This window comes from Rodentibacter ratti (genome assembly GCF_002000485.1).
Classification (GTDB): domain Bacteria; phylum Pseudomonadota; class Gammaproteobacteria; order Enterobacterales; family Pasteurellaceae; genus Rodentibacter; species Rodentibacter ratti.
In genome coordinates this window covers 38,967-64,511 of record NZ_MLAJ01000007.1, presented here as the reverse complement: position 1 = coordinate 64,511, position 25,545 = coordinate 38,967, and the positions used below count along the sequence as shown (strand labels likewise).

31 protein-coding genes, 1 tRNA gene and 1 pseudogene are annotated in these 25,545 nt (G+C 39.4%); 6 read left to right on the top strand and 27 right to left on the bottom strand.

The window, feature by feature from the left end:
* Positions 1-130: 130 nt before the first annotated feature.
* Positions 131-1,567, bottom strand: coding sequence for a pyruvate kinase (gene pyk, locus BKG94_RS07415; protein WP_077435756.1), 1,437 nt, complete (start codon positions 1,565-1,567; stop codon positions 131-133).
* Positions 1,568-1,793: 226 nt separating this feature from the next.
* On the opposite strand from pyk, the gene BKG94_RS07410 reads away from it, so the two are divergent.
* Together BKG94_RS07410 and BKG94_RS07405 are read left to right on the top strand one after the other, a co-directional pair.
* A tRNA-Val gene (locus BKG94_RS07410) sits at positions 1,794-1,870 on the top strand.
* Positions 1,871-2,061: 191 nt separating this feature from the next.
* Positions 2,062-3,280, top strand: a pseudogene (locus tag BKG94_RS07405) (integrase arm-type DNA-binding domain-containing protein).
* A 166-nt stretch (positions 3,281-3,446) separates the two neighbouring features.
* Here BKG94_RS07405 and BKG94_RS07400 read toward each other — a convergent pair.
* The 24 genes from BKG94_RS07400 to BKG94_RS07285 form a co-directional block, all read right to left on the bottom strand.
* Entirely contained in the window at positions 3,447-5,222 is a 1,776-nt protein-coding gene (locus BKG94_RS07400; protein ID WP_077435754.1) for a DNA primase family protein, read from the bottom strand.
* Complete coding sequence (locus BKG94_RS07395) at positions 5,206-5,625, bottom strand: hypothetical protein (RefSeq protein WP_077435752.1); 420 nt, start codon at positions 5,623-5,625, stop codon at positions 5,206-5,208. The genes BKG94_RS07400 and BKG94_RS07395 overlap by 17 nt, the downstream gene beginning before the upstream one ends.
* Positions 5,606-5,830: a hypothetical protein gene (locus BKG94_RS07390; protein WP_077435750.1), complete on the bottom strand. Its 225-nt coding sequence runs from the start codon at positions 5,828-5,830 to the stop codon at positions 5,606-5,608. Before BKG94_RS07390 ends, BKG94_RS07395 begins: the two co-directional genes overlap by 20 nt.
* Entirely contained in the window at positions 5,827-6,042 is a 216-nt protein-coding gene (locus BKG94_RS07385; protein WP_077435748.1) for a hypothetical protein, read from the bottom strand. The genes BKG94_RS07390 and BKG94_RS07385 overlap by 4 nt, the downstream gene beginning before the upstream one ends.
* Entirely contained in the window at positions 6,029-6,208 is a 180-nt protein-coding gene (locus tag BKG94_RS07380; protein ID WP_077435746.1) for a hypothetical protein, read from the bottom strand. The genes BKG94_RS07385 and BKG94_RS07380 overlap by 14 nt, the downstream gene beginning before the upstream one ends.
* Positions 6,209-6,218: 10 nt before the next feature.
* Positions 6,219-6,401: a hypothetical protein gene (locus tag BKG94_RS07375; protein WP_077435744.1), complete on the bottom strand. Its 183-nt coding sequence runs from the start codon at positions 6,399-6,401 to the stop codon at positions 6,219-6,221.
* Entirely contained in the window at positions 6,394-6,615 is a 222-nt protein-coding gene (locus BKG94_RS07370) for a hypothetical protein (protein ID WP_077435742.1), read from the bottom strand. Before BKG94_RS07370 ends, BKG94_RS07375 begins: the two co-directional genes overlap by 8 nt.
* Positions 6,608-7,126 (bottom strand): ash family protein, encoded by a 519-nt coding sequence (locus tag BKG94_RS07365; protein WP_077435740.1) that lies wholly within the window; start codon positions 7,124-7,126, stop codon positions 6,608-6,610. Before BKG94_RS07365 ends, BKG94_RS07370 begins: the two co-directional genes overlap by 8 nt.
* Positions 7,127-7,295: 169 nt before the next feature.
* Positions 7,296-8,036 (bottom strand): antA/AntB antirepressor family protein, encoded by a 741-nt coding sequence (locus BKG94_RS07360; protein WP_077435738.1) that lies wholly within the window; start codon positions 8,034-8,036, stop codon positions 7,296-7,298.
* Between the two features lie 7 nt (positions 8,037-8,043).
* On the bottom strand, positions 8,044-8,259 hold the full coding sequence (locus BKG94_RS07355; RefSeq protein ID WP_077435736.1) for a helix-turn-helix transcriptional regulator: 216 nt from the start codon (positions 8,257-8,259) through the stop codon (positions 8,044-8,046).
* Between the two features lie 154 nt (positions 8,260-8,413).
* Positions 8,414-9,262 carry a hypothetical protein gene (locus BKG94_RS07350; protein WP_077435734.1) on the bottom strand — a complete coding sequence of 283 codons (849 nt, stop codon included), beginning with the start codon at positions 9,260-9,262 and terminating at the stop codon, positions 8,414-8,416.
* Positions 9,263-9,355: 93 nt separating this feature from the next.
* A complete protein-coding gene (locus tag BKG94_RS07345) occupies positions 9,356-9,739 on the bottom strand; it encodes a hypothetical protein (RefSeq protein ID WP_077435732.1) in 384 nt (127 codons plus the stop codon).
* A 321-nt stretch (positions 9,740-10,060) separates the two neighbouring features.
* A complete protein-coding gene (locus BKG94_RS07340) occupies positions 10,061-10,531 on the bottom strand; it encodes an HK97-gp10 family putative phage morphogenesis protein (RefSeq protein WP_077435730.1) in 471 nt (156 codons plus the stop codon).
* 72 nt (positions 10,532-10,603) lie between these two features.
* Positions 10,604-12,271 (bottom strand): terminase large subunit, encoded by a 1,668-nt coding sequence (locus BKG94_RS07335; RefSeq protein ID WP_077435728.1) that lies wholly within the window; start codon positions 12,269-12,271, stop codon positions 10,604-10,606.
* A 7-nt stretch (positions 12,272-12,278) separates the two neighbouring features.
* Complete coding sequence (locus tag BKG94_RS07330; RefSeq protein WP_077435726.1) at positions 12,279-12,653, bottom strand: phage terminase small subunit P27 family; 375 nt, start codon at positions 12,651-12,653, stop codon at positions 12,279-12,281.
* A 267-nt stretch (positions 12,654-12,920) separates the two neighbouring features.
* The gene (locus BKG94_RS07325) at positions 12,921-13,283 is read right to left on the bottom strand and encodes an HNH endonuclease signature motif containing protein (RefSeq protein WP_077435724.1); all 363 of its coding nucleotides are present in this window, start codon (positions 13,281-13,283) and stop codon (positions 12,921-12,923) included.
* Between the two features lie 9 nt (positions 13,284-13,292).
* Positions 13,293-13,607 carry a head-tail connector protein gene (locus BKG94_RS07320; protein ID WP_077435722.1) on the bottom strand — a complete coding sequence of 105 codons (315 nt, stop codon included), beginning with the start codon at positions 13,605-13,607 and terminating at the stop codon, positions 13,293-13,295.
* Entirely contained in the window at positions 13,594-13,950 is a 357-nt protein-coding gene (locus BKG94_RS07315; RefSeq protein WP_077435720.1) for a phage head closure protein, read from the bottom strand. Before BKG94_RS07315 ends, BKG94_RS07320 begins: the two co-directional genes overlap by 14 nt.
* Positions 13,934-15,172 (bottom strand): phage portal protein, encoded by a 1,239-nt coding sequence (locus BKG94_RS07310; protein WP_077435718.1) that lies wholly within the window; start codon positions 15,170-15,172, stop codon positions 13,934-13,936. Before BKG94_RS07310 ends, BKG94_RS07315 begins: the two co-directional genes overlap by 17 nt.
* Complete coding sequence (locus BKG94_RS07305; protein WP_077435716.1) at positions 15,172-15,741, bottom strand: HK97 family phage prohead protease; 570 nt, start codon at positions 15,739-15,741, stop codon at positions 15,172-15,174. The genes BKG94_RS07310 and BKG94_RS07305 overlap by 1 nt, the downstream gene beginning before the upstream one ends.
* 44 nt (positions 15,742-15,785) lie before the next feature.
* On the bottom strand, positions 15,786-16,976 hold the full coding sequence (locus BKG94_RS07300) for a phage major capsid protein (protein WP_077435714.1): 1,191 nt from the start codon (positions 16,974-16,976) through the stop codon (positions 15,786-15,788).
* A 13-nt stretch (positions 16,977-16,989) separates the two neighbouring features.
* Complete coding sequence (gene gpU / locus BKG94_RS07295) at positions 16,990-17,388, bottom strand: phage tail terminator protein (RefSeq protein WP_077435712.1); 399 nt, start codon at positions 17,386-17,388, stop codon at positions 16,990-16,992.
* Between the two features lie 637 nt (positions 17,389-18,025).
* Positions 18,026-18,337, bottom strand: coding sequence for a hypothetical protein (locus tag BKG94_RS07290; RefSeq protein WP_208604263.1), 312 nt, complete (start codon positions 18,335-18,337; stop codon positions 18,026-18,028).
* Complete coding sequence (locus BKG94_RS07285) at positions 18,330-18,527, bottom strand: hypothetical protein (protein ID WP_077435710.1); 198 nt, start codon at positions 18,525-18,527, stop codon at positions 18,330-18,332. Before BKG94_RS07285 ends, BKG94_RS07290 begins: the two co-directional genes overlap by 8 nt.
* A 500-nt stretch (positions 18,528-19,027) precedes the next feature.
* Here BKG94_RS07285 and BKG94_RS07280 point away from each other — a divergent pair, with 500 nt between their 5' ends.
* From BKG94_RS07280 to BKG94_RS07265, 4 genes are read left to right on the top strand one after another with little or no spacing between them, the layout of a single operon-like run.
* Complete coding sequence (locus BKG94_RS07280) at positions 19,028-19,687, top strand: amino acid ABC transporter permease (RefSeq protein ID WP_077435708.1); 660 nt, start codon at positions 19,028-19,030, stop codon at positions 19,685-19,687.
* Complete coding sequence (locus BKG94_RS07275; protein ID WP_077435706.1) at positions 19,677-20,345, top strand: amino acid ABC transporter permease; 669 nt, start codon at positions 19,677-19,679, stop codon at positions 20,343-20,345. Before BKG94_RS07280 ends, BKG94_RS07275 begins: the two co-directional genes overlap by 11 nt.
* A gap of 9 nt (positions 20,346-20,354) precedes the next feature.
* Positions 20,355-21,119: an amino acid ABC transporter ATP-binding protein gene (locus BKG94_RS07270; RefSeq protein WP_077435704.1), complete on the top strand. Its 765-nt coding sequence runs from the start codon at positions 20,355-20,357 to the stop codon at positions 21,117-21,119.
* Positions 21,103-21,960 carry a cysteine ABC transporter substrate-binding protein gene (locus BKG94_RS07265; RefSeq protein WP_077435702.1) on the top strand — a complete coding sequence of 286 codons (858 nt, stop codon included), beginning with the start codon at positions 21,103-21,105 and terminating at the stop codon, positions 21,958-21,960. Before BKG94_RS07270 ends, BKG94_RS07265 begins: the two co-directional genes overlap by 17 nt.
* Before the next feature lie 133 nt (positions 21,961-22,093).
* On the opposite strand, the gene BKG94_RS07260 is transcribed toward BKG94_RS07265, so the two are convergent.
* Positions 22,094-22,603 carry a hypothetical protein gene (locus BKG94_RS07260; protein ID WP_077435700.1) on the bottom strand — a complete coding sequence of 170 codons (510 nt, stop codon included), beginning with the start codon at positions 22,601-22,603 and terminating at the stop codon, positions 22,094-22,096.
* A 591-nt stretch (positions 22,604-23,194) separates the two neighbouring features.
* A complete protein-coding gene (gene uvrB / locus BKG94_RS07250; protein WP_077435696.1) occupies positions 23,195-25,231 on the bottom strand; it encodes an excinuclease ABC subunit UvrB in 2,037 nt (678 codons plus the stop codon).
* Positions 25,232-25,545 lie beyond the last annotated feature (314 nt).

Sequence of the window (25,545 nt, the reverse complement as noted above, 5' to 3'; positions counted from 1 at the left end):
AAGAGGCGAGTAAATCACTTTAACGATTTATAAATAATTTTCGAGGCGCTTTCCACGACTATTTTTATCTCGAAAGGAAAAATAAAAAACGGTGGGAAATCCCACCGCTCTTTTGATTCTAACTCGTCTATTACTCAACGATTAAAGTACGACATACGTTAGTATGTTTCATTAACTCATCACCTTGAGTTAATAACACTAAATCGCCGGAGTTTAAGTAGCCTTTTTCTTTTAATAAGGCAATTGCCGTTTGTGCGCCGTTTGAGCTACGAGATTCAGCATCGCTGAATACCGGGGTCACACCACGATATAACGCACAAAGGTTTAAGGTTTCCTGATTACGAGATAAGGCAAAAATAGGTAAACCTGAGCTAATACGAGACATTAATAAGGCAGTACGACCGGAATGGGTTAAAGTAATGATTGCCGCAACACCTTTCATATGGTTTGCTGAATACATTGCAGACATGGCAACGGCTTCTTCAATATCATCAAACTCTTTATCCATACGATGACGAGACACGTTTATGCTAGGCATTTTTTCCGCCCCTAAACAAACACGGGCCATTGCTGCGACAGTTTCTGACGGATATTGTCCCGCAGCCGTTTCTGCTGAAAGCATGACCGCATCAGTACCGTCTAATACTGCATTCGCAACGTCCATGACTTCCGCACGGGTCGGCATAGGATTACTAATCATGGATTCCATCATTTGTGTAGCGGTAATTACTGCACGATTTAATTGACGTGAACGGCGAATTAATTTTTTCTGAACACCCACTAATTCAGGATCACCGATTTCAACACCCAAGTCACCGCGAGCAACCATGATAACATCAGACGCTAAAATAATATCATCCATTGCTTCGTCACTTGCTACACTTTCAGCTCGTTCAACTTTAGCAACAATTTTCGCATTTAACCCTGCCTGTTTAGCAAGCTCACGTGCATAATTTAAATCTGCACTTGAACGAGGGAAAGAAACCGCTAAGAAATCAACACCAATACGTGCCGCAGTAATAATGTCTGCTTTATCTTTTTCAGTTAATGCATCTGCAGATAAACCGCCGCCTAATTTGTTAATCCCTTTATTGTTTGATAATGGACCACCAACAGTCACTTCAGTGAATACTTTAGCGCCTTCGGTTGATAGTACTTTTAGTTGAACACGCCCGTCATCTAATAAAAGAATATCACCGGGAACGACATCTTGAGGAAGGGTTTTATAGTCTAAACCTACCGATTCTTGATTACCTTCACCTTTTGGTAATTCCGCATCAAGAATGAATTTATCGCCCACATTTAAGAAAATTTTGCCATCTTTAAAAGTAGAAACACGAATTTTAGGCCCTTGTAGATCTCCTAAAATCGCGACTGTCTTACCTAATTTTTTCGCAATAGAACGAACACGTTCAGCACGTTCAATATGATCTTCAGGGGTACCGTGAGAGAAGTTCATACGAACGACGTTTGCACCCGCTGCAATAATTTTTTCAAGATTGTTATCGCGATCAGTTGCTGGACCCATAGTACATACAATCTTCGTTCTTCTTAGCCTTCTAGACATCATTCTACTCCGTAAATATTTTGCTAACTTTAAATAAACCATTCACCCAAATATTTTTTGAGCAATATAAATCGGCGCGCATTATACGCCTAAAAGAAGCCAAAATCAAAAAAGACTTCCCTACACGCTCTCCTCCTTTTGGTTATTTTTTTATCATTTAAAATAGTCACTAAAGAAAATTACTTGTCTTCATAAAAAAAACTGTTTATTATCCACCGCATTCAATGCGACTATAGCTCAGTTGGTTAGAGCACCACCTTGACATGGTGGGGGTCACTGGTTCGAGTCCAGCTAGTCGCACCATATACCCCTTTCATAGCCCTGCGGAACTTAACGTGGGGCTTTGTTTTATCCAGTGTTTACAAGGCTTTTCCGCACTTTCTCTTATCGTAACTTTTCGTATTTAATTGTCTCTAATCACGGTTTTTAGTAACAAGTTTAGTAACAAGGTGCTAAACTCCTCTAAAATCTTGTTACTACAAATAGGAAAAACTATGCCACGCATTACTAAACCCCTTACAAATACAGAAGTTGATAAAGCAAAACCAAAGAAGACAGAATACAATTTGAGTGATGGGAACCGGCTCTATTTGCGTGTAAAACCTACTGGAGCTAAAGCATGGATCTTCAATTATTATCACCCTGTGACAAATAAAAGAACATCGCTTACTATTGGAACGTATCCGTCCGTTTCTCTTGCTCAAGCTCGCCAAAAACGAGAAGAATATAATGCTCTGCTCGCTCAAGGAATTTCACCTAAAGAATATGAAGAAGAACAAGAAAAACTAAAAAGCGGTCAAAATGAAAATAGTTTCTTGAATGTGGCTCTATTGTGGAAAGAAAAAAGAAGTAAAGAAATTGAACCGCTAACTATGGAGAAAAACTGGGCGAGATTAGAAAAATATATCTTCCCTGAAATAGGTCACTATCCTATTGATGAAATTACCTCACCACGATTAATTAAAGCCGTAAAACCACTGAATGAAAAAGGATTTAATGATACTTTGCATCGTCTTTTAAACCTTGCCAATCAAATTTTAAACTACGCCGTCACACTGGGCTTAATCCCCTTCAATTCTTGTATTAAAGCCTCTGATGCGTATCACAAAGAACCACAAAAGAATCACCCGGCAATTAAACCGGAACAACTTCCAAAACTCTTAAAAGATTTCCGTGATTCTAATCGAGATTTCCTCACTAAAGTTTTATTCAGATGGCAATTACTTTCAATGGTTCGCCCTGCTGAGGCCGTTTCGGTTGAATGGTCTGAAATTGATTTTAGTAAACAATTATGGACGATTCCGGCAATAAAAATGAAGAAAACAAGACAAGGACAATTTCCCCACACTGTTCCGCTCTCGTCTTTAATGCTTGAAATTTTGGAAGAATTAAAACCTATCACCGGGTATAACAAATTCGTTTTTTCTCACTATAGCAAACCGAATTCAATCTGCCAGTAAAGAATTAATCGCTAATGCGTTGAGAAAGATCGGTTATAAAGGGATTCAAGATAGTCATGGTTTAAGATCGATTGCCCGCACCTATTTAGAAAATCAAGCAGTGGATTTTAGACTGGCTGAAAGTTGTCTTGCACACAGAATCGGGGATAAAACAAGCCAAGCGTATAACCGTTATGATTATGTAGAATTGCGCCGCCCGGTTATGCAATTATGGAGTGATTTTGTGGAGCGTTGTGAAAAAGAAAACGTGTAAAACGTATAATAGTAAAAAATATTTTTAAAAGGTATTCACTTGTTCACTTTGGCTATTTTTAGTTTAAAATCATATAGTTACATAGTGAATAGTGAAGACAAGTATTCACTTTAGGTGTTCACTTTTGGGTTAATTTCATAAGAAAAGGGGCTTTCGCCCCTTCGTTTCATCTTTGCTTGATATAGTTGTTTTCAAATTCTGAGTAGTCTTTGTAGTGAACATTGGAGCGAAATTTCCCTCCTGTTGAACGTGCTGCACTATACTCAACATTATTTTTATGTTGGGATAGCCCTTGTTTCAATGAGCTTGAAAAGTTGTTTAAACTTAATGCATTTTTAATATTACTTGCTTCAGCAAATAACAAGTAGGCTGGATAAAGATGTGTTCTTTCATTTCCCATCATTCTAGCATTCCCAATCCATAATCCATTTCTTTCTTTGGTTGTGTAGAAATAACCACAAAATTCTGTCATATGGTCGGTTTGAATTTTTATATTTAATGCTTCCTCGCTCACTTGTTGAGATTCAAGAGCTTTCTTTGCCGTTTCCGGCTGTTCAAAAGTATGAATCAGCTTAAAGATAACTCCCCCTATTTCACGTTCGATTTTTTCCATAAGGTTCGGATCACGTTCATTTTCCGGTACGACTTTATCAAAGTGAAATATTACCCGCCGTCTTTCAATCCCGCCGCTTCGTTCCGTAAATCGGGTTGCTTCATTGTTTACAATTAGCACGACTGCCGGAATCACGGCTTTAAATTTAGAACGGTGTTTAGGGTCAATATTTACCGGATCGCCTCCAGTGATACTTTTTAATCCGCCACCGTCACCACCATAGCGAGATTGTTCAGGGCAAATAATCAAGGTTTTCCCGACAAAACTCTCCCGCCCCCGTGGTTCGTCTAAATCAATTAATCGACCGCTTTCGGTGTTTTGATCACCGGCAAGCATTGTAGCAATATTGGCAAACACTGATTTACCGCTACCGCCATCGCCTGTTATCTCAAAGAATAATTGCCAGTCGTGGCGATTGGTGAGAATAGCGTAAAGTGCGCTCAAAATCGCATTCATTTTTTCAGTCTTCCCACCGCTGACAAATGCCAACCATTTATCAAAATGAGGGGTATCTTGCGCTTGATTGAGATAATCATGCGGAATATAAGAAGTCAGCCAATTCTCCCTACAATGGGGCAGAAATTCCAATGTGGCCCGATTAAATGTGCCGTTATTGAATGCAATCAGCTCTTTAACCTGTGTTCCCATTTTAGGCGATTGGATCTTAATCGTATCAATAATGCTTTCAATGGTGCGTGCACTGTAGTTAAAATCTTGTTCATCAAAGAATGTCACCGCTTTATCAACAAGCTCATATTCTTCCACCATCTGCCATCTTATGCCGTCATAGTGGTAAAGTTTGCGATCTTGCGTGCTTAAGGCTAAATCCATGTTCAACCATTTACTTAAAGCACGGGCTTTTTTATTCGTGCCGTCTTTCTCTTTCAGTTTTTCCGGTGCAATTTTATCTGCCAAATCGACCGCACTTTTATCTGTGCGTAAGCGTTGGATATAGCCGCTTAAATCTTCAATCTGCTGTGCGGCTGAATCAAAAAGTTTCACGTCTATTGCATCAGTATTTTTCGCAAGATTGCGGCAAATAGCCGTGATTTCTTCTTTGGTTAATTCACCATACTGAAAGAATTTAATGAGCTGTTGATCTGCCCTTGCAATGCGAACAGAAGAGATATTTTCAAGCTGTTCTCGCCCAATAATCACTGGCTTTTGACCGGGTTCTAATCCATAAATCAACGTGCATAATAAGAGCCACTCTTCCCCTTTACCATTATTCCACGCTTGCCAGGCTTTACGCCCGGCAAGAATAATTAAATCGGAGTAAGGTTCATGCGGTTGATCGGCTAAATGAGGTGCATTAATTAATCGTGCCATTGTATCCTCCCATGATTTCAAGCCCATTTTTTGAGATGGTCATTAATCGCATATCTGCCGCATTTTGTAGTGTAGCCAATATGTCAAGAATGCTTTCGGCTGCGGCAATCGTTAGCCCTACTTTTACCATTTCTTCATCGCTTAATGGTTTTTCCGCTAAGCGTGCTTTTATTGCTTCATCTTTCAATTCAGTAAAATGAAGTCGGAGGAAAAGCAGCTCATTTCTTGTCTTCGTCAATTCGTTGCGTTGTGCTTCCGGCATTGTATTAAAGACGACTGAAAGCTCTTCTATGCACGACATAACATAAGGAATCGGGCTGACATTTTCGCCGTTAAGCTGTCTTATTCTTGCTGTCAGTGCGGTTACTTCCGTTTCGTTGAGGTTATTCATATCTATGTTCATTTTGTGCCACCTTTTTAATTTGTTTGAAAGTTTGTTCGATACATTGTGAATGATGAAGGCATACGATAATTTGATGCCGTAGTACATCGTCTTGAATGTTTTCCGGCTCACCGGCTATCGCCAATATCTGATTATTTAAAATCATCTGGTCATATAGCCCACGTTCACAAATAGCGGTGAGTTTGTCGCTTGTTTTACTGTTCATCGTCCACCACCTACCACTGTTCTCGGCTTTCTAATCGTTGCCGCTTTCTTAATTTGCTCGATTGAATTTACCAACCCGTTATAATGGCCGTTATGCAAATAATCTTCGGCAAAGGCTAAAAACTGCTTAATGCGTTTCACCGATTTTTCTAACTGCTCCGGCGTTGGGGTATAGGGTGTTTTAAAAGGTTTCACGGTTTTAGACTTTTTCATCATTTCCCCCTGTGTACTGAATTTCTACCCGCTCCACGTTGCGATAGCTAAAATCATCGTTATTTGATTCAATGTAGGCTTTGATTTCTTCTGCCCGTGCAAGGGTTACGCCTTCTGCACAAATAAACGTGCGCCCGTCTTGGTAGTGTAGGATTACGTTATTCATCATCGCCCCCTTATAGCTCTTCTTCTAACGTCATCAAGGCTTCTAAGGTTAAGCGAGCAATGCCACGGCAAGCGGTTTCATACTTATAAACCTCAATTTTTTCGCTCTCACCGTCAATCTTGCTAATTAATTCGGCGATATGATGTGCTTCCCATAGGGTGATAAGTGCATTTTTTATAGCTTCGTTACGCATTATCCACCTCCGGCAAGTCATTTAATCCGTTACTCATTAATTCAACCGCACCTTGTAAAGCTGATAGCAAAGTCGGCATATCGTCGTTGCTTAGGTCAGTGCCATTGACTAATAAATCCATAATGCTGTAAGCCTGCCATAAGGCTGTATTTGCACGTTTAAACCGTGCTTGGGCTTTTTCATCTAGGGTGTATGGTGTGGTAACTTTAGGCATGAGCCCCCCCCTTAATTCTTGATACTAAAACAGGGCGTTGATTGGCTTTTGGTAAGCGTGCTAAAGCTTCATTAAGTGAATTGGCATAAACGGCAATGCGAAAGCGTGAGCCGGTAAAGAGGAATTTGTAGATCATTGATGAAAACTCCGTGTAAAGATTTTGACAATCTACCGCAAGTTTCCACGCTTGGCGGTAGAACGTATCGGGGTGGAAAACTACCATACACGGAAAGTAGCCAACGATTAAACGTTGCCCAATACGCTCTACCATTGAGAGAATAGTAACCAACGCATTTTTGCGTTCGTTATTTTCTTTAGGTGTGCGTATATTACGAACAAAAAAAGCACGGTTTGGCGTGCTGTTCGCCGTGTATAATTCATCAGGTTTCCACGCCTGAACTTTCGATTTTGCGAAAGTGTAAAGACTATAATTAATTTGACCGCACTTTGTAAAGATTTTGCATTGTGAATTATTTTCATATTGTTTATAATTAAGCTGATTTAGGTTCATATTTATTTCCTTTCTATGAATTTGAATCAAAGAACGCTGTGTAATTTGTATCAGGTTCGTAACCACTGTTTTCTGTGGTTCTTCATTGATTGATTGTTCTACCTTCTGAGTGAGTCTTAAGGTAGGGAATTACGCCACTTGGGTGAGCCTTGTGGCGTTTTTCTTTTCTCTATGCTGCCAATTTCTCAAAACGATTGTTTCGCATTGCAATCAGCTTTAATCGGCGAGTTTCAAAGTCGTTTACATCACTATCCAGCAATATCTCATCAGCTCGCTCTAAATATTCCAGCTCGGCAAGTTGCTCGGCGGTTAAATGAGAACGGATTTCACCGGTGATTTGATGAATGTCTTTATACTTATGAACACTCATTCCCAGTACAATGCTTGTCAGCATGTTGGTTTCGTTAGTGAACAAATAACGGGGAACGGGTTTTCCTTGCCGTTTGCGATTGCGGTCAAGTGCGGCGCATAGTGGGCGATAGCCTTTGCCGGTGTTGTCTCTTGTCATTTTCCATTGTGTTAATAATTCGGAATGAATCTGCGGTGCAACAGTCTGCAAAGCCTTTTCGCATTGAATGAAATAACGTCTTGCTAATTTGCCCTGGGCATTGCTTTCCACCATCGCTAACTCTTTCGCCATATCAAGGGAAATTCGGTAATCAATTTTGTTATGGCCGCCTCGTCCTTTTGATTTTTTGCGTGATAAATTTATCAAGCAAAAATCTTCATTTTCGATAAAGTCATATTTCTCTACACGGTTATTAAACCAATGCGTGAACTCTTGTTTACTCTCTAAAAATGCGTGCAAGGTTCTTGCAAAGGTGTATTGCATTACTTCGCCTTTGATACTGATTTCTTGTACCGGCAAAAGTAAATTAATATCTTGGGTAACTTGTTTAATGTTCATCATTCCCTCCTTAAACTCGTGCGGCTTCTTTATCTGCTATCCATTGATCAATCTCAGCTAAATTCCAACGGATATGATTTTGAGAAAGTCTGATAGGTTTTGGAAAGGTTGGATCATCACGCATCAACCCGTATAACTTTGTACGTTTACAGCAAATGCGGGTCATTACATCATTTGTACTGCCCCATATTGGCTTAAAGGTTTCTTTATTTTCGATAGGATTCATTTTGTACTCCCGTAACTTGTTTTTTGATTTTGTTGGGTTTCGTTACGTAACGGGAGGTATTTTTAAGGAAATTTTAAGGATAAAAAATGCCCTGACCTTGTAAAAGTCAGGGCTTTGCTTGCTACGGGTATACCCTATGCTTGCATAAAGTATTTTATATGCCTTGTAACCAGTTATTACGAATAGTTTTTACAGAATATCTCTTATTTTTTTGTGGATCTTTTTGATGGGCTTTTTCCAATTCTTTAAAAATTTTATCTGCAAAAGCAGTTTTACTTATTTTTATCCCTTTTTCTTTTGATTGTTCTAAATATTTTATCCATCTAGAAACAACCATATCTTTAATTTTATGATTTTCTTTGTGCCTTGCTTTAGCCGCTTTTTGAGCGTTCTCTCTTTTAGATTTACTGATTAACTGTTCAATTTCATATTTAGCTTTCATTTGCTCTGAACTTATAAAAGACCAAAATGCCCTGAATAGGTTTTGTTGATCGAATTTATTACCATCACCAAATAAACTATCACCATTTATAAATCTATCTATATATTCAAGAGCCATTACAGCCATTATATGATAATCTTTAATCCCATCTGGTAGTCCGTCATCTCTATATCCTGTCTTTAATAACCATTCTAATAAGTCTTTATCTCCTTCTATATATCTAGTCTCTACATTAAAATCCTGAATAATAAGATCTATGTTAGGTTCATATCTGTCATACCATACTCTATCAAAATATTTATTAAATTCTTCGTAATTCCCATCTTCATCTTCTATATATTCAGTTTCCAATTTTGCTTTTTCTATAGCATTATCTAATTCCTCTTGATAATACATTTCTATAGTTTCATCTATCCAATCTTGAACTATTTTTATTTCTTCTAGCGTCAATTCTTTTAACAAATCATCTATAAGCTGAACTAAATATGTTAACTCATCAATTTTTCTATCATTAAAAAAGAATTTCCTAAGTTCTTTAAAAAAATCTTCTCTATTGCTCATAAACGCCCCTTTCGCATTTGCCCTTATGATAGGAACGCACCAACAAGATAAGGTGTCTTGCTTTCGGGAGCTACCCTAGGTGCGTTGATTTGGTTATTTAATTTTTAAGTTTACGTTAATATCTAAATCTCGGTTTTTGCCTTCCGCATCTGTAAAAGTGGCTTTACCTGTAATAATTCCATTCAAATCAATAGATTCATTTGCTTGTTTTGCTAATCTTGCTTGAATAATAGGACGTTCTACTTCTTGTCTTAGGTTAGCAATATATTCGTTATAACGTTGATCTTCTAAGCTGTAGTTCGGTTGTCGTTCCGTCCATACCACATAGGAAATAATACAAGCTATCAGTACACCAAAACCAATGCCTACATTTACCCAACCTATTTTGTTAAATATCCCAAGAAGAATAACACCACCTAATAGTGCACAAAAAAATAAGAAAACTTGAAAGCTAAATTTGATGAAATCTGCAAACATTTTTTCCTCCTGGTGTGGTGAATTATTGGTTAATTTATAACAACTCACAATATACAATTTATTCTAAATCAATAAGCTACGATAAGCTACGGCTATTTATCAAGATTAGGGACTGTTGTATAATAGCTGTGCTTTCATTATTGGCATATAATTAAAGCGCTCTAATGGCGGTGAGCTTGAAAAAGTAAACCGCCCGATTGAAAACCAAAACATTTGATAACGAATATTGGCAATGAGCCAAGTGCGGTTAGTGGGATCATTTTGGTTATATCATGTTTTCCTTGATGAAAATAAAAGCCCGTAGTGATTACGGGCTTTTGTTCATTTAGGCATTCTTTCTTTGAGTTCTCTTTTAAATGTTTCTTCGGTGATTCTCAATGCTTCGGCTTTACCTGTTTGTGCGCCTTTTTCCATATAATGGCGGCCTTTCATTTTAACCGTGCCATATTCCACCATCCACCAATAGAAAGGATCTCGTCTATCTTTGGTATTTTCACCAACCCTTGCCATTCTCTGACCTTTAGGACGCATTACTCTTATTCTTGTGATCCCGCTTAAACCGTCTTTAGCGACTTTTGTTTTATGGCGAACATTATTTTTTATTGTGCTTTTTTGGCGAAAATCAGTGCTTTTGCTCATCACCGGTACTTTTGGTTTTATTGATTTTTCAAGCGATTTTGCACCGGCATTTAATGCCCTTCTAATTGAGGGCTTTACGGCTTTCTGAGTATCTTTTACATAGCGTTTAATATTTCGTTCAAGCTCTTTTAAACCTTGTATTTTTACTGACATTTTATTTACTCCAATAGTAAAAGAGAGAATAAAGCACGAACGCATAAGCAATCATATTGAGTAACTCTATATTCATAGATCTATCCCGTTAAATTGTTCTAATGCCTGTTTATGCTCTTCTGATAACTCAAAAATCAGATCGCCATATTCAAGTTGATAAGTTCCGAATGACATTAAGAAAGCCACTGCTGGATCGATTTTGTTTGCTGCCTTTTTCTTATTTGGCTTTATGTTGGCGTTGGCATCGGTTTCCATCACTACATTTGATAACGCCCAAGCAAGCACCGGATCGCCGTGGTGTTCTATCACTTGGCGATTAATCAATACTTCCGCACTTTTTGCTACCGGGCTAAAACGTTGATAAGTTTGTGGGAAGGGTTCGACCTCAAGCCCCGCCGCCTGTAATTGTGTTCTAAGGTGTGTGGCGTTCCATACGTCAAAGCCAATCATTTTGATATTGAAGTTTTCCGCATCTTTTAAAATATCATCTCTGATTTTGTCATAGTCGATACAGTCGCCCTCTGTGGCAATAAGCCAGCCACTACGCACCCAATTCCGATACATGGCCCGATTTTTATTTGCCACGTTATTAAGCTGAAATTCGGGAATATAGTGCCGGGTAACTAACCGCACTTTTTTCCCTTGTGGAAAGGTATAGCAAAGGCTTGTTAAATCGTTGGTACTGGATAAATCCAACCCTAAATAACAATCCTGATGTAGTAAATCGCTTTCGGTGTAATCTCTTGCACATTGCGCCCAGTTTCCCTCACCTAGCCACGGTGTTGTTCCCTGACACCATACATTAAAGCGTTTAGTGAGCATTTCTACCCATTCGGAAGGAATCCCACGGGCTTTTTTAATGGTGTTCTCAAAATCAAGGTAAGGAATGGATTTTCCAATATTCGGATTGGCTTTTATCCAGTTTTCCGGCTTGTCGATTTCGTTTTCTTCGTCTAACTCAAAAATCATAATAAACAAGCTGTCGTTCTGTTCGTTTCCCTCAAGAATCTGCGCGCAGTAGTCATAGTGCTGCTTACAGGCGGAAATAACATTACTCCCTGCAGTGGTGATAGCAAAGAGTAAACCTTCGGGCCGTGCGCCTTGTCCTAGTTCCAACGCACTATAAACGCTGTTATCGGGGTGTAGGTGATATTCATCAACAATCGCAAGACTTGGGTTTGTGCCTTCAATAGTGCTTGATTTTGCCGCCAAAGGGCGCATTAAACTGTTTGATTTTGGATTAATGAGTTTGTGCTGCTGGATATTGAGCCGTTTCTTCAACGGGGTAGAAAGTAAGCACATTTGCCGGGCATCATCAAAAACAATGCGGGCTTGATCTCGGCTTACTGCTGCAGTGTAAATATCTTGCTGACCTTTTTCCATAATGAGAAACCAGTTAGCCAACACTGCCGCCACCGTTGATTTTGCATTCTTCCTAGCCACTTGAATATAAGCAGAACGATATTTTCTTAATCCGGTATCTTTCCACTTAAAGCCTAAAAGATTCGCAAAGAGGAACACTTGCCAATCTGAAAGAATAATCGGTTGGCCACGCAAATGCCCTTTTACATGCGGGCATAACTTTGAGAAAGCGAGGAATTTTTCAACCGCACTTTTATCAAAGAAATAATCGGGGTTTGCTAAATCCTCAAAATAACGGGCTACGGCTTGTTTTATCTTTCGGCAAGCCACTATTTCACCTGATTGAACTTTCTTTGCGTAGTCGTGCCAGATTTCCATTTTTCACCTACATTGTGAGGATTTCATCTAATGCGTCTATCGTTTCTGTTTCTACCGGATTTTTGCGGCGGCTGACCGGGTCAAAACCTAACAAGGAAGACATTTTAATCATCACCTTTTCGGCATCGGCTTTCGCTGAAAGTGCCGGATTGCGTGATTGTGTGCCTTGACTGTTTACAATCGAAAAGCCGTTTTTAGCAATATCGGCTACCGCACTGCGGAAAAGGGAATAATTCACACAATAAAGTTCAAGGTGAATTAAATCGGCTTCTTGTATATCGCCACGTTCTAAAAGTTGGTTGATTCGTGCTTTCCATGCGTTCTTAGCCACCGGATCTAAAAAGCTCGGTGGATTGTGTGTGGTTTTCTTTTTTGTTGTCATTCTATTTCCTTTTAACGAATCCATTTTTGGATTGGTTTAACGAGCCCAAATTTGGTCTTGTTGCTTCCTCAAATTTGAGGAGACTGACTTCCTTATTTTCAAAAAAATTGCCGTGCGTAAAAATTGTCTTGGGCGGGCGGTTCTTAGCGGAAGGGCTTTTCTTTCAAAAACTCCCCCCCCACCCGGTCTATCTGATTATTTCTTGAACAAAATTCAAGTTTAAGATTTGTCTATTATTTAATCAGTTATTCGTATGATACGAATTCTTTACTTCTTCGCACCATAACCACGCTTATCTATCACTCTTGTCTTATAGCTGTGGCAATCACGACATAAGGATTGATGGTTACTTGCTACCCAAAACAATGGATCGGCCTGTCCATTCTCTACTGGTTTTATATGGTCAATCACTGTTGCGGGTGTGTAGATTCCTTTCTCTAAGCACATGACACAAAGCGGGTTATGCTTTAAGTATTGTGTGCGGTATTTCGTCCACTTGTGATTGTAACCACGCTGACTTGCCGGCAATCGGTTATCTTGTTTCTTCTGTTGATGTTCATCACATCGTCCGCTTTTCACTCGGTTACGACAACCGGGAAAGGTACAACGCCTTAATGGTTGGTATGGCATAGATTCACCTTAATAAGCGCAAGGTTCTCTATAGACTTCCCATAATGCACTAATCGCCATGGGTGCGGGTGCAAGGTTAGCTGTATCGGTTACCGCTTCACGATTTGCATAAAGATAGGCGATATACATTAAGCAGCCAATCTTAATCGAATCATAGAAAGGAATTGTTTTATCCGTTTCTTCATCGGCAAAGGTTTTCCCGATATGGCGTTGTGCAACTTCAAGTGCTGCCGCTTTATAACTTTCAATCAAGGAATCATCGTAATCGTGATCTACGTTTAAATGCGCCTTGATTTCCTCAAGACTGATTTCAATGTTCGCCATGGGCTTCACCTTCCTTACACATTAATTGCAGCTCTCTGTGCGATTCTTTGCTATCAATTACCGAATAAATATCAAACAGGCGATTACCATATTTAACCCGCATTTTATTGGTTATTCCTTCTTGGTAACGAATGCGAATTCTTATAATGTTTTCACCCATCTGAAACGGGCCGCTAAAATATTCTCGCCCTTGTAATGGTTCAATACTTGCCCGCACTTCTACGACATTCTTCCAAATGGGTGTTGATGCGCCGTAGGTATTGTTCTCTCGTTCCTTTTTGTAGTTACGTTCTTGAATGGTGATCACTTTGTTGTAAATACCGGCTCTAATCATTCTCGCCATCGTTTACTCCTGCTTTCTGATTTCCACCATCACCACGCTTAACTTCTACGGTTTGTTTCCATGCTTGGCTAAATTCATCACCACCAGCATAAGGCGGTAAACCTTCACGGCGGCGCACTTCATTTGGTGACATTACGCCCGCTTTAATGGCTACATCGTAACTCTTGAATCGCTCGCTTTGACTGGTTCGCAAAAGATCGCTTGTATCAAACTCAATCAAATAACGTTTTGAAGAATTGACCGTTAAATCAATCATCAATGCGTCCTTTAATTGCTGTTCAAAATTCGTAAGCCATGGGCGCAAGGTTTGAGATAAAAATGTTCGGCTTGCCTCGCTGAAGTTGGCATAGCTACTATTTGAATAGTCTTGAAGAAAAATCGGGCTGATATTGTAGATTCGGGCAATATCGGAAATCGTAAACGTGCGGCTTTGTAACCATTCCGCATCTTGGTTTGTCATACCGAGTTGTTTATATTCCATTGAGCCTTCAAGAATTGGGGTTTTTCCCGCATTCTTCGCCCCTTTGTAACGTTCAAGGGCTTTTACTGCTTTCTGTGCCTTCGCTTCGTCTAACCACTCGCTTGTCGTGATTAAACCGCTTGCCATTAATCCGTTTTTCATAATGGCTGATCCGTGTTTCTGTTGAGCCAATCCTAAGCCTACTGTTTCACGGCAAATTGTCACCGGCGAACGCCCCATAAATCCATCAAGGGAAGAATGGCGCAAATGCAAGATTTCATCTTGTAGATAGTTTGTTGTCTTACCGTCTAAATCAGTGATTTCATAAATATATGCACCACCGACTTTACGATAAATATTTACCGCACTTGGCGGATAAGGCGTTAGGCTAATCGGCTCACCCTTGCTATTCCACTCAATCACCGCATAGGCATTACCACTTAAAAGGCAGTGGCGCATCATGGTATATTTGAATTGATAAGGGGTTTGGCTGCGATTCGGCATTTCATTTAATAAATAATCTACCGGGTGCTTATAAATTCGTTCTCGGCCATCGTCTTTTAATCGATACAAATAACAAGGCATACTCGCCACCGCTTCGGCGATCACCGTGACCGCATTCATCACTGCGGGTAATGCTTCGGCAGTTTGCGGGCTGACAAATTCCCCCGCACCGGTATTAGATACGCCTAAGTAAGAAAGCAGTTCATCAATAGCAACGGGTGCACTACGTTGTTCTTTTCGTTTGAATGGATTCCACATTATTCACACTCCACCACATCAAGCCATTGTTTAAAAAGTGCAGTCGGTTTTGATTGTGTTTTTGCCTTTGCCTCGTTCATCGAACGTTTCGCAATTTCTACGCTACTTTCAGGATATGCCGGAATGCTTGTTACGGTGATCTCAAAGAGTTCCGCTTTACTTACCGTGCGCTGATAAGGTTCAACATCAAAATCCCATGTTTCTTGCGTTGCTCTAAAGCCAAAAGACATGCCGGAAATATCGCCTCGCTCTACGCTGATTAATAAATCTTTCCCGATTGTGGTTTCAGGCGGTGTCAACTCAAAACGTAAACCAATATTATCTTCTTCAAGTTTTAATGTTCCCGCACTGGTGCGCCCTAATAGTTTTGTGTGATCGTGTTCAAATAACGCTCTCACATCATCACCACCGCTTAAACTCTCTGTAAAAGCATTTGGGCTAAACTGTTCGATAAAATCGCAATATAGGACTTCTGATGGGCTATTCCAGCGAACCACATAACCGACTAATTTCTGATTTTCTTTATCCGTTGAAAGTGTGGCTGAACGGATCTCAAATTCTTTGTTCATATACAACCTATTAAGCAAAAAGGGGCTTTCTCGCCCCTTATGGTTTATGCTGTGGTTTCAATCAATTTGATTGCGTTAGAATCAACCACGCCACCACCTAAATATTTATCAGTGTGGACTTTATAAAATCCCGGTTCGGTTAAATTATCCGGGCGGGTTCTTACGCCTGTTTCATGATCCACAATGAAATAACCGCGTTTAAAGTCACCAAATGCCACCACCGGACTATTAGCCCCACTCGCCGGCATTGTTTCAAGGAAATAAACAGGACGGCCTAAAAGGGTAGAAGGTGCATCAACGGCTAAACCATCACGCCAAATAAAATCCCCGTTTTTGTTTTTGAGTTTCTGCAATGCGGCAGCAATGCTAGAAGACATCACCCAAACGGCGTTTTTACGGTATTTGCTATGAAGGGTATAGAACAAATCAATCAAAGTGTCAGCGGTGATTTTATCTGCGCTAGCCACCTCTAATTTTTGTAATTTACCAAAGGCGCGTACTTTGTCATTTTCGGTTGTGCGCTCATAAGTGAGTAAACCTTTTGATTTTTTAGAACCATCGCCGGAAGTTAAATCTACTTCTTCGGTTTCGGTAAAAGTTTCAGAAATTTCATCAGTCAGCCAACCTAAAACATCAATGCTTGAGAAGTCTAAAATCTCTTGCGTGGTTTTCGGATAAGCATAAATGGAATTTAGTGCAATGGTGACTTCATGAAGTTTCGGCGTGGCTGTGCCGTTACGGGCTACGCCTTCCTCACCATGTTCCACAACAGCACCACCGGCAGAAACTAATTTTTTGTACTCTTTCGCACCGATAGGCAAACGCACTACATTACAAATTTGGCGCATTACGCTGTCATCGGTTAAGCGTTTCATCACTTCTTTGTCTAACTGTGGGATAACGGAATAGCCACCATCTTCCCCGTTGGCGGTGGTGAGGTTACGCAATTCACCCGTTTTAATGTAATGGCGCAATTCGTCATTACTGAATTGTTTTGCGCTGCGTTGCTCTACTGGATTTACATTGCCGGCAAGGTTACGTTCTTCATCAGCTACCGCTTCATAACGGGCGATTTCATCAGTTAATTGATTAATTTCACCTTTTACCGCTTCAAAGTTTGCGGTTTCCGCTTCATTTAAAGAACGATTTTCTTTTTCTGCTTTTTCAAGCATTGCTCGCATTTCTGCGGCTTTAGCTGCCTTTTGTTGGCGTAATTCTAAAAGTTTTTTAAACATAATTTTCTAATCCTTAATCATCATAAGAGACGGCAAATTGAACCGTTGCACTAATCCAGCTTGCTTGCTCTTCGTCATAGTCATAACGGTAACCTTTTAAAGAAATATCATTTAAAAAGTTAAATTCACCATTACGGATAGCAAGGCGGATTGATTCGGCAATATCATCTAATTCACCTTCCCCGCTATTCGGTTTGAGGTAAATAGCAATATTCAAGAGTGCATCAAATTCCCCATCACACATTGATACTTCTTGCGCACCAATATCTTCTAAGTAAATAGATAATGCCGGGCATTGTTCCGCCGCATTTAATGCGACCAATCGACCGTTAAAGAAACGGCTGATTTTATTTTTCAACAAGGGAGTTAAAACACTGATAATTTCAGTTCTAATCTGATCGTGAATAATCATAATTTTTCCTTTTGGATAGCCTTAATTAAGACGGCTTATAAAAAGCCCATAGGACAATATAAACACCTGAAAACTAAAGTAAATAGCTTAAATTTCAATAGATTAGCTACGAAAAGATACGATAAGTAAGAAAATTTTGATTGATTGTTTTTTAATCAAAAAAAATAAAAAGAAAAGGATTTTTATAAATTCTTGGAAATTTATATTAGTGAATAGAAGTGAATACCTAGTGAATACTTAAAAGAAAGGTATTCACTAATATAAGTATATAATAAATAAAGGAATTTTTCTTAAAAATAGTTAAAAGTGAATAGGTGAATACCTTTTATAAAAAATAAACTATTAAAGAAACTGTGATAGAATAACCAAAGTTATCAAAATGCACTGTGAACTGAATTTATAGTAACAAGTTTAGTAACAAGATTTTTTTAATTAATTTTTATTCTTTTAATTTCAAAGAATTACATATTAATTCGAGTCCAGCTAGTGCACCATATACCCCTTTCATAGCCCTGCGGAACTTAACGCGGGGCTTTGTTTTATCCAGTGTATTCACGGCTTTCAATTCTGCAAAATCAACCGCACTTTTGACCATCGTTTTTTACTGCGCTATATATTCCCCTCGATTATTTTAAGGCTATCTTTTGGAATTTCCATCACTTAACTTTGCAGATAAATCTTCTTTCATCGAGACATCCGCCAGTATTTTCCCCTCTTTTCTAAAATAAAAATCAACTTTTGATGATTGTTCAGCTTGTTCAAGAAGATCATGCACGATCCTTAAGGCGTCCCTAATTACTTTTTCACTACTAAAAAAACCTCCTAATTCGTCATTACTTACGCCATCGTTTTGAATAAGTGTCAAAATGGCTTTAGCTTTTCGAATTGCGGTATGAACTTTGCCTGTATTTGTCATTGATAAAGCGCAATGGGTTGGGATTTTATGCATAAACCACCTCCGTACGGTTAGAAATAGAGGTAATAGAGTGATATTTTGAATTGACTTGCCCGATTGGGATGAGTTGATAATTCCGTGCCAGTGTATCCTGCACTTGAGTGACATTATCCGTTTCAATATGTAAATGTCTATAAGGTTCGCCGGAATTTTGGAGTGAAATGCCACAGAATCGATAGATCATCGCTACTAGCTCCAAAGTTAGATTATTGAAGACCCCGCTAAAGCTTCTAGGCTTTATGCGGTAACGTGTAACGGGCTAAAAAACTTACAAACTTTAGAACACGACAAAAAGAGAGATTTTTCTCAAGTACACTCTATACCACTGAGGAAGTTTAACCAGCGTAATTTTACGTTCGTTATGTTCTAGGTATGCATATACTAGGAACAGAAAAATATGATTCTTAGATGATTATACCCGTGCTCGCCAAAGTCTTGTATGTTGAGTTTTCAAGCTCGGAAATCGTTTTTGCGACTGTGGAAAATAATGCCAAAATTAACCACACTTTGTAAAGGGGGATTATGACAATTTTCTTACTTTACCTAATTTGAGGTAAATAACAACTCAGTATCAAGCGTTCATTTATTCCATATCATTATAATTAATTCATTTCGATTCTTTCCCGATGAGAAAATTCTTTTCTATTATATGGCAACGAAAACGATTACGTGAAGAAAGAAGAAATGAATTGGGATTATATTATCAGCGTATTACCGCGTTTTGTTGATGCAACATTGATGACGCTTGCCCTCTCCTTTTGGGGAATCTTATTCTCGTTTATTATTGGTACGATTTGCGCCGTCATCAATACTTATCAGGTGAAGTCATTGAATTGGTTAGTAAAAAGTTATATTGAGCTTTCACGCAATACGCCATTATTAATCCAAGTTTTTTTCCTTTATTTCGGGCTTTCAAAAGTCGGCATCAAATTAGACGGTTTTACATGTGGCGTAATCGGCTTAGCTTTTTTGGGCGGAAGCTATATGGCAGAAGCAATTCGTGGCGGCTTAGAAGCGGTGTCCAAAGGGCAAATTGAATCCGCTCTCAGCATTGGTTTAACGCCACTTCAAGCCTTTCGTTACGTGATTTTTCCACAAGCATTGGCAATTTCCATACCGGCGATTGGGGCGAACTGTCTGTTTTTAATGAAAGAAACCTCTGTTATTAGCGCCGTTGCGGTGGCAGAACTCATGTTTATGGCAAAAGAAATTATCGGAATGGATTATAAAACCAACGAAGCCTTATTTTTATTAGTCGTGTTTTATTTAGTCATTTTGCTACCTATTTCAATTTTTATTCGCTATGTAGAACAGCGCACACGGAGAGCAAAATATGGGGTTTGAATTATTATTCCAAGGCAATAATCTCACCAGACTGCTAAGCGGTCTCTGGGTAACGGCTGAAATTGCCTTCGTTTCCGTCTTTTTTGCCTGTCTTTTTGGGGTCATTTTAGGCGTGGTAATGACAAGCAAAAATACTGTAATTAAAGGGATTTGCCAGGTTTATTTAGAATTTGTCCGCATCATCCCTTTGCTCGTTATCCTGTTTATCACTTATTTTGGCTTGGCAAAATGGTTTGGCATACATTTAGACGCCATCACTGTCTGCATTTGGGTGTTTATTTTTTGGGGCACCGCAGAGATGGGCGATCTCGTACGTGGCGCATTAACTTCTATCGAAAAACATCAGGTTGAATCCGCTTACGCTTTAGGTTTAACGCCTTTTCAAACCTTTATTTATATTTTGCTACCGCAAAGTTTAAAACGTGTTACCCCAAGTGCTATTAATCTTTTCACTCGTATGGTGAAAACCAGCTCCCTTGCGATGTTAATCGGTGTAATAGAAGTGATTAAAGTCGGTCAGCAAATTATTGAACATTCACTTTTTAGCAGTCAATCGGCGGCACTTTGGATCTATGGGGTCATTTTATTGCTCTATTTTATGATTTGTTATCCGCTCTCATTATTTTCCCGTTATTTAGAAACCCGTTGGGAAAGCTAAGGAATACCTATGGCATTATTAGAAATAAAAAATCTTGTTAAAAACTATGGTGAGGTTGAAGCATTAAAAGGCATTAATCTCTCCATAGAAAAAGGCGAAGTGGTGGTGATTTTAGGCCCGTCCGGTTGTGGAAAAAGCACATTACTCCGCACATTAAACGGCTTAGAGCCCATAAAGAGCGGTCAATTATTACTCCAAAATGCCGGTGAGCTGGGTAAAGACATCAGTTGGGTCAATGCACGTCAACGAATCGGCATGGTATTTCAAAGCTATGAATTATTTGCCCATCTATCGGTGATAGACAATATTTTACTCGGACCTTTAAAGGTTCAAAAACGTGATCGAGCAGAAGCCGAGAAACAAGCAGACGAATTATTAAAACGAGTGGGATTATTTGATCGGAAAAACGCCTACCCTCGTGAACTTTCCGGCGGACAAAAACAGCGGATCGCCATTGTGCGCGCACTTTGTATGAATCCTGAGATTATGTTGTTTGACGAAGTCACTGCTGCGCTTGATCCCGAAATGGTACGCGAGGTACTGGATGTCATTTTAGGGCTTGCCAAAGAAGGCATGACGATGTTGATCGTGACCCACGAAATGGGCTTCGCCCGCCAAGTGGCAAATCGCATTGTTTTTATGGATAAAGGGCAAATTATCGAACAAGCCAAACCGGAAGATTTTTTCACCCATCCCACCACGGATCGGGCGAAAACATTTTTAAATATCTTAAACTATGAACCGAGAGGAACAAACTATGAAGAAAACATTTAAAAATTTAACCGCACTTTTTGCCACTGCAACTCTTGCCTTAGGGCTTACCGCTTGCGGTGACAATACGCCAAGCAAAGAGATTTCACAAACAGCCTCAACCATTGAGCAGTTGAAACAAGCCGGAAAAATCCGAATTGGCGTATTCAGCGACAAACCGCCTTTCGGCTATGTTGATGCCCAAGGCAAAAGTCAAGGTTTCGATGTGGAAATCGGCAAAGCCATCACCAAAGATCTCTTAGGTGATGAAAATAAAGCGGAATTTGTATTGGTGGATGCCGCCAATCGCGCGGAATATTTACTTTCCAAAAAAGTGGATATTATCCTCGCCAATTTCACCGTCACCACAGCGCGAAAAGAGGTCGTGGATTTTGCCAATCCTTATATGAAAGTGGCGCTTGGCGTGGTTTCAAAAAATGGTGAAGTGATTACAGATCTTGAGCAATTAAAAGACAAAACACTTATCGTTGATAAAGGCACCACAGCGGATATTTTCTTCACCAAGAATTATCCGAATATCAAATTATTGAAATTTGAACAAAACACGGAAACCTTTGAAGCACTACGAGACGGTAGAGGAGATGCCCTATCCAATGACAACACCTTCTTATTCGCTTGGGTAAAACAAAATCCGGGCTATACCGTGGGAGTGAAAAGCTTCGGTGATCAAGATGTGATTGCGCCAGCCGTTCGTAAAGATGCACCGGATTTATTAAATTGGCTCAACGCTGAAATTGAAAAACTTTCAAAAGAAGGGGTTCTCAAACAAGCCTACCAAAAAACCTTACTGCCGGTTTATGGTGATAGCGTAACTGAAAGTGATATTTTGGTGGAGTATAAATAGTGTCAAAATATTGAATAAGTTTTTTAGTGCAGTGCTACTCTCTAAGTGAGAGAGATTTTATTAAACTAAACCTCTAGGAAAAAACCTAGAGGTTTTCTGTTAATATAAAACCCAACTCTTATCGGCTTTAATCTTACTCTTCAAGTTGAGATTTCATTTTTTCAAATTCTTTAGCTGCCCCTAGCACATAGATGATCCCTATACTTATCTCACTATCAATAAGTTTCTTATTCTGCTGAGCCTCGCTAAATAAGACATAATCAAATATGATACCATCTTCCGTTACACTAACTCTTGGAAAAGCACCTGTTCTAGCTAACCAATTATTTAGTTTATCTAATGATATTTTTTTTGAAGTAGTGGACATAGAGCTAAATTGTACTGGTAGATTAGAAATATTCTCAACACCAACAATAATCCCATCAATTATACCAACCACCATATCCATTTCATCCACAGTTTTTATTTCTTCAGCCCCCATTTTTTCTAATATACGAGTAATCTTAGCATAGGAAGTTTTTTTATTTTTTACAGTAGAAGAAATTGTTTGATTATCTTGAGCGACAACCTGTGATGAAATGATCCCCCCCATTGTTAAGGACAACACGGTGGCATATATGCCGGCTTTTAAACGTTTATTCATAAATCCCACCTCCATTTGAGTCTCTTGTTGGCGTTGTCGAGAGCTGATCTCTTTGTTGAGCATCTAAGTCTGTTGAATAACTCATTTTATCTATCGGATTGGATAGGTCATATTGATATTTATTGCCGAAGCTATCTTGATATAGTTTCTGACCATTGATGAAAATAGGGGTTAACACTTTTATTCTCCCGTTATTATTTTTTAATCAAGGATATTGCTTTATATGCAATATAAAGCACGAGCATTGTACAATGCTGCTGAAATCAATATCTTATAAAAATAAATGGGGAAAGATAGGGAATAAAAATTAGTGAATATTAATACTTAAATAGAGAAAGAGAAATGTTAATAAGTGAAAAATAAAAAATGAAAGTGCGGTCAAAAATCACTGAGATTTTCGGTATTATGCAGCAGTTGCACAATGTTGCTTTTTTGTTATCTTGTAGGGACACACTGCGTGTGTCCGAATTTTAACCTATTGAAATAATTGATTTTTATAACGGACACACGCAGTGTGTCCCTACGTTCTGTTAAAATTTCTATTTTTGTGCATTTGCTACATAATATCGGAGATTTTAACCGCACTTTTCCCTACTCTCCCATCACAAATTGTTCCCGTAGTTGGTGGAGTTGATCCCGAATAGCAGCGGCTTTTTCAAATTCCAGATCTTGAGCAAATTTGTACATTTGTTGTTCCAATTTTTTGACTTGTTGCTGGTATTCTTTGGCATTTTTCGGGGCATTATAAAGTGCGGTCGGTTCTGCCACAGTTTTGCTTCGTGATTTACCTTTCCCTTTACTTGTGACACCCTGACCGATATCCAACAATTCGCCCACTTTTTTGTTCAATGCTTGCGGAACAATGCCTTTTTCTTCATTGTATTTCATTTGTTTTTCACGGCGGCGGTTGGTTTCCGTGATGGCTTTTTCCATAGATTTGGTGATGCTGTCGGCGTATAAAATCGCTTTTCCTTTCAAATTACGAGCGGCTCGTCCAATGGTTTGAATCAGCGAACGTTCGGAACGCAAGAAACCCTCTTTATCCGCATCTAAAATTGCCACAAGAGAAACTTCGGGAATATCCAGCCCTTCACGCAATAAGTTGATGCCAACCAACACATCAAATTCACCCAAGCGTAAATCTCGGATGATTTCTACCCGTTCAACGGTATCGATATCCGAATGGAGATAACGCACCCGAATGCCGTGTTCGTCCAGATAATCCGTGAGATCTTCCGCCATTTTTTTAGTGAGGGTCGTCACTAAAACACGCTCATTTCTGTCCGCTCTTTGGCGTGCTTCGGAAAGTAAATCATCCACTTGAATGGCAACAGGGCGGATTTCAATTTCCGGATCAAGCAATCCTGTCGGACGCACCACTTGATCGATAATTTCATCACCGGATTTTTCTAATTCATAGGGCCCCGGTGTGGCGGACACATAAATGGTTTGCGGTGCAAGGCGTTCAAATTCTTCAAAGCGTAACGGGCGATTATCTAAAGCAGAAGGCAAGCGGAAACCGTACGCCACCAAGGTTTCTTTACGAGAACGGTCACCACGATACATTCCCCCGATTTGCGGAACCGTCACATGGGACTCATCAATAATCAAAATGGCATCAGAGGGCATATAGTCAAACAATGTCGGTGGCGGCTCCCCCTCATTTCGACCGGAAAGATAGCGTGAGTAATTTTCGATGCCCGAGCAATAACCCAGTTCATTCATCATTTCAATGTCGAATAGGGTACGTTGGCTGATGCGTTGTTCTTCCAATAATTTATTTTCTTTGATGAAATATTCACGGCGTTGCACCAGCTCCCCTTTGATTTTTTCAATGGCATCTAAAATACGTTCCCGTGGTGTCACATAGTGAGTTTTCGGATAGACCGTGTAACGAGGTACGGTGCCCAAATGATGCCCCGTGAGGGGATCAAATAAACTCAGGCGTTCAATTTCATCATCAAATAATTCAATACGGATCGCAATGTCATCAGATTCCGCAGGGAAAATATCAATAATTTCTCCCCGTACACAGAATGTTCCCCGTTGGAAAGCCTGGTCGTTGCGGGTGTATTGCAATTCAGCCAATTTCGCCAAAATTTGGCGTTGATCGATAATCGCCCCTTGTTGCAGATGCAACATCATTTTCAAATAGCTATCGGGATCGCCCAAACCGTAAATAGCAGAAACCGAAGCCACCACAATCGTATCACGGCGTTCCAAAAAGGATTTGGTGGCAGAAAGCCGCATTTGTTCAATTTGATCGTTAATGGAAGCATCTTTTTCAATAAAAGTATCGCTACTTGGCACATAGGCTTCGGGTTGATAATAATCATAGTAAGAAACGAAATATTCCACCGCATTTTCAGGGAAAAAAGCCTTCATTTCGGCATAAAGTTGGGCAGCAAGGGTTTTATTTGGTGCAAGCAACATGGCCGGGCGATTCAATTTTGCAATCACATTGGCGATGGTAAAAGTTTTACCCGACCCCGTTACCCCCAGAAGGGTTTGATGAGCTAGTCCGTCTTCTAAATTTTCGGCAAGTTTTTCAATCGCTTGAGGCTGATCGCCGGAAGGGTTGAAATCGGAATGAAGAATAAAAGGTTTACTGTTAATTTTTTCTGCCATAAAAGTGCGGTTAAAATTGAATGAGTTTTTATTGGCGCTATTCTAGCATATTCCTTACTCCAAATAGAGTGAAAAAGGTAAGTTTTACACAGTGTTAGAGATGTCAAGAGAAAAACCTCACAAAATTAGGAACTTTTTTTAGATTTTTTACTGGACTTTACTTAACTAATTGATAAATAAAGAAATGTTATTTTACAGCCAATTTTTACTTCACCTTGTACAATCCCAGTATTTATCAGCATTAGAGGATCTTATTTTATTTTAATCCACAAAGTTATCCACAGTCTTTGTGGATAGAAAAATACGGCAAAATT